The sequence below is a fragment of the Streptomyces sp. STAM6 genome, from assembly GCF_054963715.1.
The window spans coordinates 1-16,885 of the sequence record NZ_JBUEFZ010000021.1 but is presented as its reverse complement, the minus strand read 5'-3'; the positions used below and the strand labels follow the sequence as shown (position 1 = coordinate 16,885).

The 16,885-nt window shown below is 73.2% G+C and carries 18 protein-coding genes and 2 pseudogenes; 10 read left to right on the top strand and 10 right to left on the bottom strand.

The window, feature by feature from the left end:
- The first annotated feature begins 19 nt into the window (after positions 1 to 19).
- Positions 20 to 1,678 (top strand): alkaline phosphatase D family protein, encoded by a 1,659-nt coding sequence (locus ACY34K_RS22505; RefSeq protein WP_462749871.1) that lies wholly within the window; start codon positions 20 to 22, stop codon positions 1,676 to 1,678.
- 78 nt (positions 1,679 to 1,756) lie between these two features.
- Positions 1,757 to 3,025, top strand: a complete 1,269-nt coding sequence (locus ACY34K_RS22500; RefSeq protein ID WP_462749868.1) for a Bcr/CflA family multidrug efflux MFS transporter — start codon at positions 1,757 to 1,759, stop codon at positions 3,023 to 3,025.
- Between the two features lie 100 nt (positions 3,026 to 3,125).
- Here ACY34K_RS22500 and ACY34K_RS22495 read toward each other — a convergent pair whose 3' ends face one another.
- Positions 3,126 to 4,445, bottom strand: a complete 1,320-nt coding sequence (locus tag ACY34K_RS22495) for a hypothetical protein (RefSeq protein ID WP_462749865.1) — start codon at positions 4,443 to 4,445, stop codon at positions 3,126 to 3,128.
- A gap of 168 nt (positions 4,446 to 4,613) precedes the next feature.
- On the opposite strand from ACY34K_RS22495, the gene ACY34K_RS22490 reads away from it, so the two are divergent.
- On the top strand, positions 4,614 to 5,603 hold the full coding sequence (locus ACY34K_RS22490; protein ID WP_462749863.1) for a small ribosomal subunit Rsm22 family protein: 990 nt from the start codon (positions 4,614 to 4,616) through the stop codon (positions 5,601 to 5,603).
- Positions 5,604 to 5,679: 76 nt separating this feature from the next.
- Here ACY34K_RS22490 and ddaH read toward each other — a convergent pair whose 3' ends face one another.
- Both ddaH and ACY34K_RS22480 read right to left on the bottom strand, forming a co-directional pair.
- Positions 5,680 to 6,501, bottom strand: a complete 822-nt coding sequence (ddaH, locus tag ACY34K_RS22485; RefSeq protein ID WP_462749861.1) for a dimethylargininase — start codon at positions 6,499 to 6,501, stop codon at positions 5,680 to 5,682.
- Between the two features lie 109 nt (positions 6,502 to 6,610).
- On the bottom strand, positions 6,611 to 6,766 hold the full coding sequence (locus tag ACY34K_RS22480) for a DUF6243 family protein (protein WP_462750083.1): 156 nt from the start codon (positions 6,764 to 6,766) through the stop codon (positions 6,611 to 6,613).
- A gap of 136 nt (positions 6,767 to 6,902) precedes the next feature.
- On the opposite strand from ACY34K_RS22480, the gene ACY34K_RS22475 reads away from it, so the two are divergent.
- On the top strand, positions 6,903 to 7,538 hold the full coding sequence (locus ACY34K_RS22475) for a TetR/AcrR family transcriptional regulator (RefSeq protein WP_462749858.1): 636 nt from the start codon (positions 6,903 to 6,905) through the stop codon (positions 7,536 to 7,538).
- Positions 7,539 to 7,657: 119 nt separating this feature from the next.
- Positions 7,658 to 8,398 carry a bifunctional DNA primase/polymerase gene (locus ACY34K_RS22470; RefSeq protein ID WP_462749855.1) on the top strand — a complete coding sequence of 247 codons (741 nt, stop codon included), beginning with the start codon at positions 7,658 to 7,660 and terminating at the stop codon, positions 8,396 to 8,398.
- Positions 8,399 to 8,618: 220 nt separating this feature from the next.
- On the opposite strand, the gene ACY34K_RS22465 is transcribed toward ACY34K_RS22470, so the two are convergent.
- The 3 genes and pseudogenes from ACY34K_RS22465 to ACY34K_RS22455 all read right to left on the bottom strand — a co-directional run.
- Complete coding sequence (locus ACY34K_RS22465; protein ID WP_462749852.1) at positions 8,619 to 9,608, bottom strand: SCO2278 family lipoprotein; 990 nt, start codon at positions 9,606 to 9,608, stop codon at positions 8,619 to 8,621.
- Positions 9,496 to 9,759: pseudogene (locus ACY34K_RS22460) on the bottom strand (iron transporter); the annotation flags it as partial. The pseudogene ACY34K_RS22460 and the gene ACY34K_RS22465, both read right to left, overlap by 113 nt.
- A pseudogene (locus ACY34K_RS22455) lies at positions 9,758 to 10,246 on the bottom strand (Dyp-type peroxidase); the annotation flags it as partial. The pseudogenes ACY34K_RS22460 and ACY34K_RS22455, both read right to left, overlap by 2 nt.
- Positions 10,247 to 10,336: 90 nt before the next feature.
- On the opposite strand from ACY34K_RS22455, the gene ACY34K_RS22450 reads away from it, so the two are divergent.
- The gene (locus ACY34K_RS22450) at positions 10,337 to 11,008 is read left to right on the top strand and encodes a PhzF family phenazine biosynthesis protein (protein ID WP_462749849.1); all 672 of its coding nucleotides are present in this window, start codon (positions 10,337 to 10,339) and stop codon (positions 11,006 to 11,008) included.
- Here the strand turns inward: ACY34K_RS22450 and ACY34K_RS22445 are convergent.
- Both ACY34K_RS22445 and map read right to left on the bottom strand, forming a co-directional pair.
- Entirely contained in the window at positions 10,998 to 11,651 is a 654-nt protein-coding gene (locus ACY34K_RS22445; RefSeq protein WP_462749846.1) for a biliverdin-producing heme oxygenase, read from the bottom strand. The two genes, ACY34K_RS22450 and ACY34K_RS22445, sit on opposite strands and share 11 nt — an antisense overlap.
- 114 nt (positions 11,652 to 11,765) lie before the next feature.
- Positions 11,766 to 12,623: a type I methionyl aminopeptidase gene (map, locus tag ACY34K_RS22440; protein ID WP_462749843.1), complete on the bottom strand. Its 858-nt coding sequence runs from the start codon at positions 12,621 to 12,623 to the stop codon at positions 11,766 to 11,768.
- Between the two features lie 58 nt (positions 12,624 to 12,681).
- On the opposite strand from map, the gene ACY34K_RS22435 reads away from it, so the two are divergent.
- On the top strand, positions 12,682 to 12,918 hold the full coding sequence (locus ACY34K_RS22435; protein ID WP_462749841.1) for a hypothetical protein: 237 nt from the start codon (positions 12,682 to 12,684) through the stop codon (positions 12,916 to 12,918).
- Between the two features lie 88 nt (positions 12,919 to 13,006).
- Here the strand turns inward: ACY34K_RS22435 and ACY34K_RS22430 are convergent, their stop codons facing one another.
- On the bottom strand, positions 13,007 to 13,612 hold the full coding sequence (locus ACY34K_RS22430) for a hypothetical protein (RefSeq protein ID WP_462749838.1): 606 nt from the start codon (positions 13,610 to 13,612) through the stop codon (positions 13,007 to 13,009).
- A 90-nt stretch (positions 13,613 to 13,702) separates the two neighbouring features.
- On the opposite strand from ACY34K_RS22430, the gene npdG reads away from it, so the two are divergent.
- Positions 13,703 to 14,416, top strand: a complete 714-nt coding sequence (gene npdG / locus ACY34K_RS22425; RefSeq protein ID WP_462749835.1) for an NADPH-dependent F420 reductase — start codon at positions 13,703 to 13,705, stop codon at positions 14,414 to 14,416.
- Between the two features lie 145 nt (positions 14,417 to 14,561).
- Positions 14,562 to 14,798, top strand: coding sequence for a hypothetical protein (locus tag ACY34K_RS22420; protein ID WP_462749833.1), 237 nt, complete (start codon positions 14,562 to 14,564; stop codon positions 14,796 to 14,798).
- Here the strand turns inward: ACY34K_RS22420 and ACY34K_RS22415 are convergent.
- Positions 14,788 to 15,597: a site-2 protease family protein gene (locus tag ACY34K_RS22415; RefSeq protein WP_462749830.1), complete on the bottom strand. Its 810-nt coding sequence runs from the start codon at positions 15,595 to 15,597 to the stop codon at positions 14,788 to 14,790. The two genes, ACY34K_RS22420 and ACY34K_RS22415, sit on opposite strands and share 11 nt — an antisense overlap.
- Before the next feature lie 115 nt (positions 15,598 to 15,712).
- On the opposite strand from ACY34K_RS22415, the gene ACY34K_RS22410 reads away from it, so the two are divergent.
- A partial coding sequence (locus ACY34K_RS22410) for an AfsR/SARP family transcriptional regulator (protein WP_462749828.1) occupies positions 15,713 to 16,885 on the top strand: 1,173 nt, incomplete at its 3' end.

Below are 16,885 nucleotides of genomic sequence, written 5' to 3'. Positions count from 1 at the left end.
GTCGTCAGGGGAGGGGTACATGACGTACGCACACCGGCCGAGCGCCCGGCAGGCCCGCGGCACCACCCGGCACGATCCCGAACTCCGAGCAGCCGCACGCCACGTCGGCCGCCGGGGCTTCCTCGGCGTCACCGGGGCCGCCGCCGCCCTCGCGTTCACCGTCCACCTGCCGGGCACCGCCCACGCCGCGGAACTCGACGGCCGAGCGATCACGGAGGACCCGTTCACCCTCGGCGTGGCGTCCGGCGACCCCCTCCCCGGCTCCGTCCTGCTGTGGACCCGCCTCGCGCCCCGCCCGTACGAGCCCGACGGGGGCCTGCCGGGCGCGCGCGTCCAGGTCCGCTGGGAAATCGCCCACGACGCCCGGTTCACCCGCGTCGCCAGACGCGGCCGCGCCACCGCCCACCCCGAGCTCCACCACAGCGTCCACGTCGACGTGACCGGCCTGGACCCCGGCCGCGTCTACTACTACCGGTTCCGCACCGGCACCTGGATCAGCCCGGCCGGCCGCACCAGGACCGCACCCCGGCCCGGGTCCCGCGCCGGCGGGATGAAGCTCGCCGCCGTCTCCTGCCAGGCCTACCACGACGGGTACTTCACCGCGTACCGGCACCTCGCGGAGGAGGACCTGGACGTCGTCGTCCACCTCGGCGACTACCTGTACGAGTACGCCGTCAACGCCACCGGCGGGGCGCGGAACTACACCGACCGCCGCCTGCCCGCCCACTTCGACCGCGAGACGATCACGCTGGAGGACTACCGGCTGCGGTACGCGCTGTACAAGACGGACCCCGACCTCGCGGCCGCACACGCCGCCCACCCGTTCGTGGTCACCTGGGACGACCACGAGACGGAGAACAACTACGCGGGCGGCACCCCCGAGAACGACGTGCCGCCCGAGGAGTTCCTGCTGCGCCGGGCCGCCGCCTACCGAGCGTACTGGGAGAACCAGCCGCTGCGCGCACCACAGCGGCCCCAGGGGCCGGACATGCGGCTCTACCGGCGGCTGCACTTCGGCCGGCTCGCGCAGTTCGACATCCTCGACACCCGCCAGTACCGCTCCGACCAGGCCTACGGCGACGGCTGGCAGACCCCCGGCCCCGAGTCCGAGGACCCCACCCGCACCATGACCGGCGCCGAGCAGGAGCGCTGGCTCCTCGACGGCTGGCGCGCCTCACGCGCCGTGTGGAACGTCGTACCCCAGCAGGTCACCTTCGCCAGGCGGCGCAACGTCCCCACCCCGGACTTCAAGCTCTCCATGGACGCCTGGGACGGCTACCCCGCCGCCCGCAAGCGCGTCCTCGACGGCGCCGCGGCCGCGGGCGTCCAGAACCTGGTGGTGCTGACCGGCGACGTCCACGTGGGGTACGCCTTCGACCTGAAGGCCGACTTCGACGACCCCGCCTCCCGCACCATCGGCACCGAATTCGTCGCCACCTCCATCAGCAGCGGCAAGGACGGCGCCGACCGACCGGCCAACTGGGACAACCTCACCAGGGCCAACCCCCATCTGAAGTTCTACAACGGTCGGCGCGGCTATCTGCGGCTCACCCTGAGCGCCGAGCGGGCCCGCGCCGACTACCGGACCCTGGCCGCCGTCACGACTCCCGGCGCGCAGGTCACGACGGCGGCCTCGTTCGTGACCGAGGCGGGTGATCCGGGGCTGCGTCCGGTGTGATGAAGAACCGAGCCCTTGAGGTTTCAACCAAAGCCGCCGGGCTGAGAGCATGGGGCGAGCCTCGGAACAGGAGATGAGATGCCGGAGAGCGGCGCGGACACCCAAGGGCACATACCGACCGGCCGCACCGGCGCCGCACCACCGGTTCCCGCGCGCCGCGCCGGACTGCTGGTCACGCTCGTGCTCGGCGGCCTCACCGCGCTGCCTCCGCTGTCCATGGACATGTACCTCCCGGCCCTCCCGGAGGTCACCCGCTCCCTGGGCTCACCCGCCGCCACCGTCCAGCTCACCCTCACCGCATGCCTCGCCGGCATGGCCCTCGGGCAGCTGGTCGTCGGTCCCATGAGCGACAAGTGGGGGCGCCGCCGCCCGCTGCTCATCGGCATGATCGTGTACGTCGCCGCCACCGCGGTCTGCGCCCTCGCCCCCAGCGCCGAGCTGCTCATCGCCTTCCGGCTGCTCCAGGGGCTCGCCGGCGCCGCCGGCATCGTGATCGCCCGCGCCGTCGTCCGCGATCTGTACGACGGCGTGGAGATGGCCAGGTTCTTCTCCACCCTCATGCTGATCTCCGGCGCCGCCCCCATCATCGCCCCGCTGATCGGCGGCCAGGTCCTGCGGATCACCGACTGGCGCGGGGTCTTCCACGTCCTCACCGCCGTCGGCGTGCTGCTCACCCTCGTCGTGTGGAAGTGGCTGGGGGAGACCCTGCCGCCCGAGCGTCGGCACGGCGGCGGTGTCGGCGAGGCACTGCGCACCATGCGCGGCCTGCTCGCCGACCGGGTCTTCACCGGCTACGTGCTGGCGGGCGGGCTCGCCTTCGCCGCCCTGTTCGCCTACATCTCCGCGTCCCCGTTCGTGGTCCAGGAGATCTACGGCGCCTCCCCGCAGAACTTCAGCCTGCTCTTCGGACTCAACTCGGTCGGGCTGGTCGCCGTGGGACAGATCAACGGCAAGGTCCTCGTCGGCCGGGTCAGCCTCGACAAGGTCCTCGGCGCCGGCCTGGTCCTCATCACCCTGGCCGCGCTGGCGCTGCTGCTGATGACGAGCGGCGTCCTCGGCGAGGTCGGCCTGGCGCCCGTCGCCGCCGGGCTGTTCGTGCTGATGTCGGCCATGGGTCTCGCCATGCCCAACACCAACGCGCAGGCCCTGATGCGCACCCCGCACGCCGCCGGCTCCGCCTCCGCGCTGCTCGGCACGTCCTCGTTCCTGGTCGGCGCGGTCGCCTCGCCGCTCGTCGGCATCGCGGGGGAGGCGACGGCCGTACCGATGGCCGTGGTCCAGCTGGTGTGCGGCGCCGGTGCCCTCGCCTGCTTCCTCGGGCTGTGCCGCCCCTGGCGGAAGCGCTAGGCGTTTCCCGCGGACCCTGCCGGGGCTCGCGAGCCCCGGCACGCGCGGCCGCCGCGTCGACGCCGGTCCCCGGGCTGCCTGAGCCGGCCCCCGGCGGGGATCAGCGTCTGCGGTAGCCGACGAGGTGCAGACGGTCCTCCGGATCGGTCCAGCGGAACACGCCCACACCGCCCGCCTCCGCGACCGGCAGCCGCACGTTCGCCGGCAGCGGCTCGGGCCGCCCGGTCGCGAGGTCCACCCGGACCGGACTGCCCCCGCCGGCCAGGGCGTGGGCCGCGCCGCGCGCGCTCCGGGCGCCGTAGACCACGCCTTCGTCCGTGACCGTCGCCAGCACCAGTGGATCGGTCCCGTCGGCCTTCTCGTAGCAGTGACCGGTCCGGTCCTCCAGGTCGAAGGCGAGGTTCCCGGCGATCAGGTACCGGCCGTCCGGGGAGGTCACGGCCCCCGGGTGCTCGCCGGGTGCGATCGCCGGCTTGCGGCACTCCGTCTTCACCAGCGGCCTGCCGGACTCCGTGTCGTGCACGGCCCAGATGTCGTGCGTCGCCGCCCTCGGCGTGCCCTTCCCGGCCTGCCAGCGGGCGAGCACACGGCCGGGCGCCAGCGCGGTCGGCACCCCGCCGGCCGGATCGGCTCCGGCCGGTGCCCGGTCGCGGCTGAACCACCCACCGCGGACCCAGAAGCCCCGCACACCGCTGACCAGCAGGCCGTGCGCGGTGACCCCGCGCACCTCGGTCAGCCGCCGGCAGTCCGCACACCCCCGGGGGTGGCCCAGCCGGCCGGGCGGCACCACGGTCACCTCACCCGTGTCGGGCGTGACGACCGCACTGTGTGCCTTGCCGTCGCTGATCAGCACCCCCGGCCCGGTGGCCGTCACTATGGGGGCGTCCGGCCAGGGGACCTCCACACGCCGCCGGTCGCCGTCGGCCGCGTCGTACACGTCGAGTGAGACGAAGCTGCCCGCCGCCGTCGCCGGATCGTCGCCCGCGCGTCCGTGCGACCAGGTCACGAAGTACTGCCGGCCGTCCTTGGTGAGCGACAGCAGCCGGGGCGAGGTGCCGGGGCCGCCGAGCGGGCGCCACGGCCGGCCGGCCCAGCCCGGTCGGCCGGTCGCGGTGGCGAGGGTGCGCAGCCGGTACCGTCCGGCGCCCGCGTCCTCCAGATAGGCGACCAGACCGGCCGCCGGGGCCACGGCGTACCCGGCCGAGACGTCGGGCAGCTCCCAGCCGCGGCCCGTGTCGTACACCGCCGGGACGGTCAGCCGGGTCGCCGGGCCGGCGCTCGCGCCTACCGGTCTCTTCGGTCCGGCGCCCTTGCCGCGCCCGGGGTCTTCCGGTGCCTTGCCACAGGTGGCCAGCAGGATCAGCAGCGCCAGGACGGCCACTCCCACGACCAGGGCCATGCGCACGATCCTCTGTCTCATGGTCCCCCCGTGAGCACGGCCACACCCGGATCAACGGCCGCCAGACTAGCAACTGCCGTGCCCGTCAAAGGACTTCCGCGTCCCGCCGCGCCCGCGCGCCCGCCCGGTGCCGCGGACGGCGCCGAGCAGGGCGCCGGGCGGGCGCGACCCGCCGCCTACGATGGATCGGTGAACGCCTCCCTCCTCCTCTCGGAAGCCCTGCGCGACGCCCTCGCCGGGCTGCTCGACGGGCTGCCGCCGACCCGCGCCGCCCAGGCGGTCGAGCGGCTCATCGCCAGCTACCGCGGCACCACCCCCACCGACGCCCCGGTGCTGCGCGACCGGTCCGACGTCGTCGCCTACGCCGCGTACCGGATGCCGGCGACCTTCGAGGCGGTACGGGCCGCGCTGGACGCGCTGAGGGACGCCGCACCCGCATGGGTGCCGGACACGCACACCGACATCGGCGGCGGGACGGGCGCGGCGACCTGGGCGGTCGCCGAGGCCTGGGAGTCGGCGCCGCGCACGACGGTGCTGGACTGGGCCGAACCGGCGCTCGCGCTGGGCCGCGAACTCGCGGCCGCCTCCGGCGTACCGGGCCTGGAGCGGGCCGAGTGGCGGCGCTCCCGGATCAGCGGGGCGCTGCGGGTCGACAGCACCGGCCTCGTCACCGTGTCCTACGTCCTCAAGGAACTCACCGAGCGGGACCGGGCGGCGGTCGTCGACGAGGCCGCCCGCGCGGCGCAGGCCGTGGTGATCGTCGAGCCCGGCACCCCGGACGGGTACGAGCGCGTGCTCGCCGCCCGCGACCGGCTGGTCGAGGCCGGCCTGAGCGTCGCGGCCCCCTGTCCGCACAGCCGGGCCTGCCCCATCGAGCCGGGCACCGACTGGTGCCACTTCTCGGCGCGCGTCAGCCGCTCCTCGATCCACCGCCAGGTGAAGGGCGGCTCACTGGCGTACGAGGACGAGAAGTTCAGCTACGTCGCGGCGACCCGGTTCCCGGTGCTACCCGTCCCGGCGCGGGTGACGCGCAAGCCGCAGATCCGCAAGGGCCAGGTCCTGCTGGACCTGTGCACCGAAGGGGAGGGGCTGCGCCGCGACACGGTGACGAAGCGGCACGGCTCCCTCTACAAGGCGGCGCGCGACGCGGCCTGGGGCGACGCCTGGCCGCCGCGCTGAGACCTCCCTGGGGCGTGTTTCGGAAGTCCCGTCCGGCCGGCCCTCCGGGCGGACGACGCCACTTTCGCAACACCCCCTAGGCGGCCGGGCGCACCTCCTGCGTGCAGCACTTCACACCGCCGCCGCCCTTGAGCAGTTCGCCCACGTCCATCCCGATGGGCTCGAACCCGCGCTCCCGCAGGGGCCGGAAGAGACCCACCGCGGCCTGGGGGAGCAGGACGTGCAGGCCGTCGCTCACGGCGTTCAGGCCGAGCGCCGCGGCGTCCTCCTCGTCGGCGAGCAGCGCGTCGGGGAAAAGCTGGGCGAGCACGGCCCGGCTGCCGGGGGAGAACGCGCCGGGGTAGTACATGATCTCGTCGGCCGCGCCGTCCAGGACGCACAGCGCCGTGTCGAGGTGGTGGAAGCGCGGGTCCACCAGGTCGAGCCCGATCACCGGGCGGCCGAAGAACTCCTGCGCCTCGCTGTGGGACAGGGTGCTGCAGCCGAAGCCGCGCCCGGCCAGCAGGCAGGACGCGGTGACGGCGAAGTCGCCCTCGCCCTCGTTGATGTGGTCCGGCTCGTGGACGTCGGTGAAGCCGTGCGTCACGAACCAGTCGCGGTGCACATACGATTCGGCGGCCCGCTCGGCATGGGCGAACCGGGCGCCGAGCACCTGCCCGTTGACGACGGTCGCGCCGTTGCCGGCGAAGACCATGTCGGGCAGATCGGCGCGGGGCTCCAGCAGCTCCACGGTGTGGCCGAGGGAGCGGTAGCGGTCGCGGAGGCCTTCCCACTGGGTGAGGGCGAGCGGCAGGTCGACCGGTTTCGCCGGGTCCATCCACGGGTTGATGGAGTACGTCACCCTGAAGTGCGTGGGTGGGCACATCAGATAGCGGCGGGGTGTTGCGTCACGAGGCAATGAAGGCTCCTCCCGGACGGCGGGTGCACCGTGTGTGCGTGCACACAGCCATCGTCCGCCGAGAGGACCCTTCCCGGCTGTGGACCGTACGGGTGGTTCACAGCCGCGCTCACGAAGCGCGGTGTGCCGTACGCCCCTCCTGTAGCTTCCGCAGCAACTCCCGCTTCTGTGCGGCCGGATCGATGCCCCGGCCGACCCCGCCGCCGCCGCTCCCGCGCATCGCCTTGCGGGAGAGCTTCCTGCGGGTGCCGCCGACGCCGAGCATGTTGCCTGCTCCACCACGGGTCATGGGGGTGCTCCCTTTCGTTCGTCCGTCTCGCTGACGTACTCAAGAGTGGACGAGACGTCTCGTCTTGTCAAGAGACGATACGTCTCGCCTCGCGCGCTGGTAGATTGGGGTCATGGCAGACACCAAGGCTCCCGACTCCGCGCGCCGCAGCGACCGCTCCCGTCGCGCGATCTACGACGCCGCCCTCGCCCTCGTCGGCGAGGTCGGCTACGCGAAGACCACCATCGAGGGCATCGCCGCCCGCGCCGGTGTCGGCAAGCAGACGATCTACCGCTGGTGGCCGTCCAAGGCGGCCGTTCTCCTGGAGGCCTTCGTCGACCTCGGCGAACAGGCCAACGAGGCCCTCGGCGGCGACGCCGAGTCCGAGATCCCGGACACCGGCGACCTGGCGGCCGACCTCAAGTACGTCCTGCGCGCCACCGTCGACGAGATGAACGACCCCAAGTACGACGCCCCCTCGCGGGCGCTCGCCGCCGAGGGGGTGGTCAACCCCGAGCTCGGCGCCCAGTTCGTCGAGAAGCTCCTCGAACCGCAGCTCCAGCTGTACGTGCGCCGGCTGCGCAGCGCCCAGGACGCCGGCGACGTCCGCCCCGACATCGATCCGCGCATCGCCCTGGAACTCTTCGTCGGCCCGCTCGCCCACCGCTGGCTGCTGCGCACCCTGCCGCTCACCCACGCCTACGCGGACCGGCTCGTCGAGTACGCCCTCCATGGCATCGCCCACGCCACGCACGGTGACGAATCCTGACAAACCAGCCCATCGCGTCCGACAAAGCACACCCCGGTTGGGGACTCCGGTCACCCGAGGCGCAGGATGGTGGGACCATGGCAGGGACCGCAGGGCTTGGCAGGGGTGTGAGGGGATAGATGGGCGACGGTATCGGCCGCTACCGCGGCACGGAGAGCAAACTCGCGCAGTGGCTGCGCCGGCGCCCGAAGAAATCCGCCGCCGACGCCCCGACCCGTGAGGATCTGCTCCTGGCCACCGCCGCCGTGGGACTGCCCCTCGCCCCCGCCGCGTACCCCGTCGGCTACCGATGTTCCTGCGAGCGCATCGGCTGCCCCACCCCGGCCCGCCATCCCGTCTCCTTCGCCTGGCAGACCCAGTCGACCACCGACCGGGCCCAGATCGAGCGCTGGGCGACCGGTCAGCCGCAGGCCAACTTCATCACCGCGACCGGCATGGTCCACGACGTCCTGGACGTTCCGCTGGACGCCGGTCGCGCCGCGTTGGAGCGGCTGCTGGCCGACGGTGTCGACGTCGGGCCGGTCGCCGAGTCCGGCGACGGCCGGATGCTCTTCTTCACCGCAACCCGCGGCACCCCCGAGGACGAGGACGAGTGGTGGCCGTGCGAGCTCGACTGCCATCCCGAGACCATGGACGAGCACCCCGGCCTGCGCTGGCACTGCCGCGGCTCGTACGTCCTCGTGCCGCCCGCCCGGCTCCCCGGTGACCTCGGCGTGGAGTGGGTCCGTGGCCCCGAGCACCCGCTCCCGGACCCGCTGACCCTGCTGGAGACGCTCACGGACGCCTGCGCCCGCCACGCCGACCAGCTCGACGACGACCACGACGGCAGGCATTCCGTCGCCTGGCCGCTGAGTCGCTGATTTCCCGGGCCCCGGTCCGCCTCCGGGGGGCGCCTGTCGCACGCGTCGACGGTCGACCCTGCGCGATCCCTCGCCCCTCGGGGCCTCGGCGCGCTCTCCAGGACACCCGCGCTGCCCCTGCGGCCCGGGGGATCCCACTTCGGCTCACCCTCACGCCCTGCGGGGTGCGCGCGGCCGCACATCGTCCGCCCCCCCCGGCGTCGGGCCGGGGACCCGTCCGTCAGGAACCCGTGGCGGAGGTCACGCCCTGGAGGCGGCCCAGTATCGTCACCTGGTTCGCCGCCGCGCCGGCCGGCTTGACCCGGACCGCCTGGCTGGAGACCCACTCCTTGGTGAGCGTGTTCTTCACCTGGCCGGTCATCAGCGCCCGCACATCGTCGCTGACCTTCGGGCGGTAGCCCTTCGCGGCCGTCTGCCGGTCGTAGAAGCGGGTCGCGAAGAAGACCAGCGCCCCGCCGTCCTCGGTCATCAGCCCCAGCGGCGCGAAGTCACCGGTGTCCAGCGCCTGGTCGACGAACTGCGTCGACAGCCCCGGCCGCAGGCGGAGCTTCGCCCGCTCGTCCCGCCACTGCGAGGTGTGCGCGCCCGGCGCGAAGTGCGCGGGCCTGCCCGACTGCAGGTACGAGGCGTACTCCTCGCTCAGGTTCTTCGGCGCGACCGCGAGCGACGCCGAGTCCGGCTCCGCGGGCTCCGCCCATCCGTCCTGGTCCTTCTTGAACTTCGGCACCTCGGTCGGCGCGAGGATCGTCAGATAGGCGACCTCCCACAGCTGGTCGGCGCTGTTGCGCACGAAGACCAGCAGCCAGCGGGTGTCGTCACCGGCGCGGTCGCCGTCCCGGTTGGAGTCGGCGTCCGCGACGAACCAGCGCGGCCAGCCCGCCTTCTTCGGGATCGTGAACGACGCGTCCGTCAGCCGCAGCGGCTGGTGGTTCCGGTTGCCCTCGGGGTTGTTGACGTTGCGCGCCTTCAGCCCGGCCTGGTTGATCGCGCCGAGCGCGCCGGTGACCCGGCCCGCGTCGAGGGCCGGGTCGTAGGCCTTGTCGGCCTTGTTGTACGCGTCGGTGAAATCCTTCAGCGCCTGCTCAGCCTCGGACGCCGTCGCCGCCGGGACGACCTCCAGCTCGCCGTGCACCGTCACGCATCCGCTCGCCGTCAGCGCCAGCCCCGTCACCGTCGCGAGCGTCGCCGCCGCCCGACCCAGCCTTCTCATCGGTTGCCTTCTGCTCCTCGACCCCCACTGACCGTCCGAACCCTACCGGGGTCAGGAAGAGCGTGAGCGTCGGGACCAGACAGAGCGCCCACACCGTGACCCGGAGGACGGTCGGGTCGGGCTGGAAGTCGAACACACCCTTCAACAGCGATGGGCCGGGCCACCAGGGAGGAGCCGCCCGCGAGCCATTCCGGACCGTCCTTGGGCGCGACCCAGACGTGCTTGTCGAGCGCGGTGCCGTCGGTGCCCGAGATGTTCCGGGTGCCGTCCTTGACGCCGAACGGATTGCGCGGGGTCTGCGCCTCGGGCGTCGTCGAGGACGTCTTGCCGAAGCCGAGCTGCGACCAGCGGACGGCGACCTTGCCGAAGCCGATGCGCGCCAGGTTGCGGACGGCGTGCACCGCGACCTGCGGGTCGTCCGCGCAGGCCTGGACGCACAGGTCGCCGCCGCTGCGGGAGCGGTCGAGGTTGTCGCCCGGGAACGGCGGCAGGTCCACCAGTGCCGCCGGGCGCTCGTCCGCGAGGCCGAACCGGCCGTCGAACAGGGACGGGCCGAAACCGATGGTGAGGGTCAGCCGTGACGGCTTGAGGCCCAGGGCCTCGCCGGTGTCGTCCGGCGGGGCCTCCGGCAGTCCGCCGTCCAGCCGCTCGCGGCCCGCCCCGCGATCCGCGGGACCGGGGCCGTATCGCCGACCCGACGACACGGCCCCGCGTGCTTCAATGCCCGGGTGAACAGTGCTTATGACGTTCTTGCCGTCTTCTGCGGAGGCGATGGCCGGCACGGCAACCTCCTGGGAGTCGTACGCGACGGGCGCGTCTGCCCCGACGAGGCGTCCCGCCAGGCGCTCGCGAAGCAGCTGGGCTACAGCGAGACCGTGTTCGTCGACGACCCCGAGCGCGGTGTCGTCGACATCTACACCCCGGGTCTGCGGCTGCCGTTCGCCGGCCACCCCCTCGTCGGCGCCGCCTGGCTGCTCGACCTGGAAGTGGTCAACCCGCCCACCGGAGAGGTGTGGGTGCGGCAGGACGGGGAGTTCACCTGGATCACCGCTCGCGCCGAGTGGGCGACGCCCAGGACCCTGCGCCAGTACGCCACCGCCGCCGAGGTCGAGGCGCTGGACGTGCCGCCGCCCGGAGAGTGGGTCTACGCCTGGGCCTGGGAGGACGAGGCGGCCGGCCGCGTCCGCGCACGGGCGTTCCCCGGACGCGGCGACGGCATCGAGGAGGACGAGGCGACCGGCGCCGCGGCCCTTCTCCTCACCGCCCGGCTCGGCCGCGCCCTGAACATCACCCAGGGCCGGGGGTCACAGCTGCTGACGGCACCCGGCCCGGACGGCTTCATCGAGCTCGGCGGCCGGGTCCGGCACGCCGAGGGCCCGATGTACGAGGCTAGGCGCTGAGCGGGAACTCCTCGCCCAGCTCACGGAAGACCGCGCCGTTGAACGCGAAGGCGCGCTTGCACTCGTCGACGATCCGCTGTTTCTCCAGATCGTCCGCGTTGACCCGGTCGAGGAGTTCGCGGTAGCCGCGCTTGAACGCGGCCGGATTCGGGATCTGCTCGAACACGTAGAACCGGACACCATCACCCTTGCGGGCGAAGCCCCAGGTGCGCTCGGCCTTGTCCCGGATGATCTGTCCGCCGGAGAGGTCGCCCAGGTAGCGCGTGTAGTGATGGGCCACATAGCCCGCGGGCCACTCGCGGGTGCACTCCTCGACCCGGGCCGCATAGGCGGCCGTGGCCGGCAGCGGCGCCAGTGCGGTCCGCCAGTCAGGTCCCCTCAGATGTGCCAGATCGCGCTCCAGCTCCGCCGTGCGGAACAGCTCGGGCTGGATGAACGGCCCGGCGACCGGATCGTCCCCGAGCGAGCCCGCCCCGCTCTCCAGCGCCCGGTACACGAACCACAGCTGCTCCGTGTAGCGCGTGTACGCCTCGACGCCCAGTCGGCCGCCCAGGAGATCGCTCATGAACGTCGAGGTCTCCGCCTCGGTGTGCTGCTCGTGCGACGCGACACGGATCAGGGTCGAGAACGGCGGCGTGTCCAAGGCGGGCCTCCAGGGACCGATGGGGACGGGAACCAGCGAGATCCTTCTGCTTAGGCTTACCTAAGTCACCTGGTTCCCGACGACCTGTCGGTAAAACAGTACCCGTTCGGCACCTCAGGGCAACGTAAGGATTTCCGCCCCGGTCTCCGTCACGACCAGGGTGTGCTCGAACTGCGCGGTCCGCTTACGGTCCTTCGTCACCACGGTCCAGCCGTCGTCCCACATGTCGTACTCGTGCGTCCCCAGCGTCAGCATGGGCTCGATCGTGAACGTCATCCCCGGCTGGATCACCGTGGTCGCGTGCGGGCTGTCGTAGTGCGGAACGATCAGCCCGGAGTGGAACGACGAATTGATCCCGTGGCCCGTGAAGTCCCTGACGACCCCGTAGCCGAACCGCTTGGCGTACGACTCGATGACCCGCCCGATGATGTTGATCTGGCGCCCGGGCTTGACCGCCTTGATCGCCCGGTTCAGCGACTCCCGGGTCCGCTCCACCAGCAGGCGCGACTCCTCGTCGACGTCACCGCACAGGTAGGTCGCGTTGTTGTCGCCGTGCACGCCGTTGATGTACGCGGTGACGTCCAGGTTCACGATGTCGCCGTCGCGCAGCACGGTGGAGTCGGGGATGCCGTGGCAGATCACCTCGTTGACCGAGGAGCACAGTGACTTCGGGAAGCCCCGGTACCCGAGCGTCGACGGGTAGGCGCCGTGGTCGCACATGTACTCGTGCGCCACGCGGTCCAGTTCGTCCGTGGTCACGCCCGGCGCGATCAGCTTGGCGGCCTCCTCCATCGCCCGTGCGGCGATGCGACCCGCGATGCGCATCCGCTCGATGGTGTCGGAATCCTGCACCTCCGGGCCGGTGTACGGCTTCGGCGCGGGCTTCCCGACGTATTCGGGACGGCGGATGGAACCGGGAACGGAGCGGATGGGGGAGAGTTCCCCGGGTACGAGCAGCGACTGGCCAGACATGTCAGCGAGTCTAACCAGCGAGGCCGGGGCAACATGGCGACAGAGGAAGGAGCCGACGATGGCCCTGTTCAAGAGGCGCACGGCCGGAAAGCCGGGCGAGTGGTACTACTGCCTGCAGCACAAGAAGGTCGAGGAGGGTCCCGAGTGCCCGGCCAAGAACCGCTTCGGCCCCTACGGCACCCGTGAGGAGGCCGCGCACGCCATGGAGACCGCCCAGGAGCGGAACCTGGAATGGGACACCGACCCCAAGTGGCACGACAAGGACCCCGACCGGGGAAACCTGGACACACCCTGACGCACAGCCGGGGCGCCTGCTGCCGGAGGCACCCCTCCCCCGGCGGGGGCGGGGCCGCGCGGGTGCGGGGGTCGTCCACGCCGCGCGCTCACCAGCGCTCCGGCGGGGGTGACGTGAGACGGTCGGCGAGGCGCGACAGCCGGTCGCGGAAGCGGCGCCTCGCGGGGGGCACCGTGGGCAGGCCGTTCTCGCCGGCCGCCGCGCTCACCAGGTGCTGCACGGTATCGAGGTCGACGTCCTCGGACGCCGTCACGGTCAGCGCCTCGTGAGCGAGACCGTGCACCTCGCGGTCCCCGCCGTCCAGCGACAGCACGGTCGCTCCGGCGCGCCGCGCGTCGTGCACCCGCTCCAGCAGGCCTGCGTCCGGCCGCCTCGGGGCCACGACCAGCAGGGTGGAGCCACGGCCCGCCGTCTCCAGCCGGCCGACGCCGACGGACAGGTGCGCGGGGTCGTCGGGCCGCACCCGGTGCCTTACCAGGGTGGGCGCCAGTTCGGGCTGCCCGGACCAGGCGGCCTCGTCGACGAGGTGCGCGGCCAGGTGCCACGGCTCGTACTCGGTCGTCCCGACGAGCAGCAGTCCGCCGCCCCGGGGTACCACGGACGACCGCAGCGCACCGGCGAACCGGCGGGCCGCCGCGGGCCACTCCGTTCCGGCCAGGACTTCACGCAGCAGGGCGACACGTACCGCATCCATGGCGCAGCATCCTGCCCCGCGCGCCGTGTCCCGCGCAGGCGTTCGCCCGGGCGTCACCCGGACGGCGGGCCGGCGCGTAATGTCGGGCCCATGACTACTTCCGACAGCGCTGACAAGCCCGCCCCCAAGGCCGCGAAGGATCCCTGGGACCTGCCCGACGTGTCCGGCCTGGTCGTCGGCGTCCTGGGCGGCACCGGGGACCAGGGCCGCGGCCTCGCCCACCGGCTCGCCAAGGCGGGCCAGAAGGTGATCATCGGGTCGCGGGCCGCGGAACGCGCCGAGGCGGCGGCCGCCGAGCTCGGCCTGGGCGTCGAGGGCGCCGACAACACGGAGTGCGCGCGCCGCAGCGACATCGTGATCGTGGCCGTGCCGTGGGACGGGCACGCCAAGACCCTCGAAGCGCTCCGGGAGGAGCTCGCGGGCAAACTGGTCGTCGACTGCGTGAACCCGCTCGGCTTCGACAAGAAGGGCGCGTACGCCCTCAAGCCGGAGGAGGGCAGCGCCGCCGAGCAGGCCGCCGCCCTGCTGCCGGAGTCCCGGGTGACGGCCGCCTTCCACCACCTGTCGGCCGTGCTGCTCCAGGACGAGACGATCGAGGAGATCGACACGGACGTGATGGTGCTGGGCGAGGCGCGCGCCGACACCGACATCGTGCAGGCGCTGGCGGCCCGCATCCCCGGCATGCGGGGTGTGTTCGCCGGCCGGCTGCGGAACGCGCACCAGGTCGAGTCGCTGGTCGCCAACCTGATCTCCGTCAACCGCCGCTACAAGGCGCACGCCGGCCTGCGCGTGACCGACGTCTGACCGCCCACCGTCTTTCCGGCGCACGCACGAGCACGATCACGGGCGCGGTACGAGCACGAGTACGGGCACACGCCCGAGCCCGCACAGCCCGCCCACGCCGCACGATCACGGGCTCGACCGAGCCGCGTCCGGATGATACCGGGGCATGGGGGACACTGGACGGGCACGTACCGCCGTACCCGGACAGGAGCCGACCCCCATGCCCCGCCTCGCTCTGTACGCCCTCGTCGTCTGCGTCCTCGCCGTCGCCGCGGCGGTGGTCTCCTTCTTCCAGGGCACCTGGCTCGGCATCGTGTGGGTGCTGCTGGCCGGCGTCTCGTCCAACATGGCCTGGTACTACCACCGCCGTCACCGGGCGGACACGACCACCGTCACTCGCTGACCAGGCTCTCGCAGAGCCCGGACTGTTCCTGCCACAGGCTGCTGAAGAGGTCCCGGCCGCAGTAGGTCTCCACCTCGCTGACGCCCAGCGCGCCCAGCACCCCGTCGACCAGCCCGAAGAACGCGTTGTTCACCTCGGGGACGAAAAGCAGCACGAACACCGCGATCAGCCCGAACTGGGCGAACGGCTCCACCTGCCGGCGGATCCGGTACGGCAGCCAGGGCTCGATCACGCCGTAGCCGTCCAGGCCGGGGACCGGCAGGAAGTTCAGGATCACGGCCGACACCTCCAGCAGCACCAGGAACGCCAGCGCGAACCGGAACGCGACCGGCACCCCGTCGAGGAGGCCCAGCCAGAACGGCGCGGCCAGCACGAGCACGAACAGCACGTTCGCCAGCGGGCCCGCGGCGGAGATCAGGCTGTGCTTCCAGCGGCCGTGGACGCGGTGGTGCTCGATGAAGACGGCACCGCCCGGCAGACCGATACCACCCATGATCACGAACACGACCGGCAGGACGATGCTCAGCAGCGGGTGGGTGTACTTCAGCGGGTTGAGGGTCAGATAGCCCTTCGCGCCGATCGAGATGTCGCCGCCGTGCAGCGCGGTGCGCGCGTGCGCGTACTCGTGCAGGCAGAGCGAGACGATCCAGGCGGACGTCACGAAGAGGAACACGGCCAGCCCGAGGTTGGCCGAGAAGCCGGTCCACACCGCCCATCCGGTGACCACCATGACGGCGGCGATCCCGAGGAAGACGGGACTGATCCTCCGGTCGCTGTGGCGGGAGGTGGCGGTGACCATGGTCGGCGCTCCTGGAATCGGGGACTGTGCGGACGACCGTAGCGGACGCCGGGGGAACGGCCGGAGCCGCCGGGTGAGTTCCGGCGGGCGGCGCGCCGTCACGGAGAATGGGCCCGTGCAGATATCCGTACTCGGCCCCACCCAGGTCCGCCCCGCCCGCGGCTCCGACACGCCCGGGGACACCCCGGCCGCCGGGGCGCCCGTCACACTCGGCGGGGCCCGGCTGCGCGCCCTGCTCGCCGTGCTGGCGCTGCGCCCGGGACGGAGCGTCCCGGTGGGGGTGCTGATCGAGGAGGTCTGGAACGGTGAACCGCCCGCCGACGCGCCGGCCGCCCTGCAGGCCCTGGTCGGCCGGGTACGGCGGCTGCTCGGCCCCGACGCGGTGATCTCGGCCGACGGCGGCTACCGGCTCGGCGCCGCGGCGGACGACATCGACCTCCACCGCTTCGAGCGGCTGGTGACGGCGGGCACCGGGGCGCTGGAGGCCGCCGACCCGGCCGGAGCGGTGGCACTCCTGGACGAAGCGCTCGCGCTGTGGCGCGGCCCGGTCCTGGCCGACCTGCCGGACCGCACGGCCGAGGCGGCCCGCTGGGAGGCCCGGCGCCGTGACGCCCGCCGCTCCCGGCTGGCCGCGCTCCTCGCCCTCGGCCGCCCGGCGGAGGCGCTGCCCGAACTGGCCGCCCTGTGCGACGAGTCGCCGCTCGACGAGCCGCTCCAGGCGCTGAGGATCCGCGCCCTGCGCGCCACGGGCCGCGCCGCCGAGGCGCTCGCGGCCTACGGGGAGGTGCGCCGTGACCTGGCCGCCCGCCTGGGCACGGACCCGGGGCCCGAACTGCGCGCCCTGCACGCGGAACTGCTCTCACCCGCGCCCGGCGCCGGCGACAGCCGCCCCGCCGAGAACGGCCCCGCCCAGGAGCCCCCCGTGCGGCGGGCACGGCAGGGCAACCTGCGGGCGCGGCTGACGAGCTTCGTGGGGCGGGAGGAGGACATCCGAGTGATCCTTCAGGACCTCCGGGCCGCACGGCTCGTCACCCTCCTCGGTCCGGGCGGGGCCGGCAAGACCCGACTCTCGCAGGAGGCGGCCGAGCGGGCCGCCGCGTGCGCCGCCGAGGGGCCGGACGGCGGCTGGCCGGACGGTGTGTGGCTCGCCGAACTCGCCCCGGTGGACGACCCCGAGGCCGTGCCCGACGCCGTCCTCACCGCTCTCGGCGCCCGGCAGACCGTGCTCCGCGGGGCGGGCGCCGAGGAGCTGCGGGCCGCGGAACCGGGCGGCGACGACCCCGTCGTG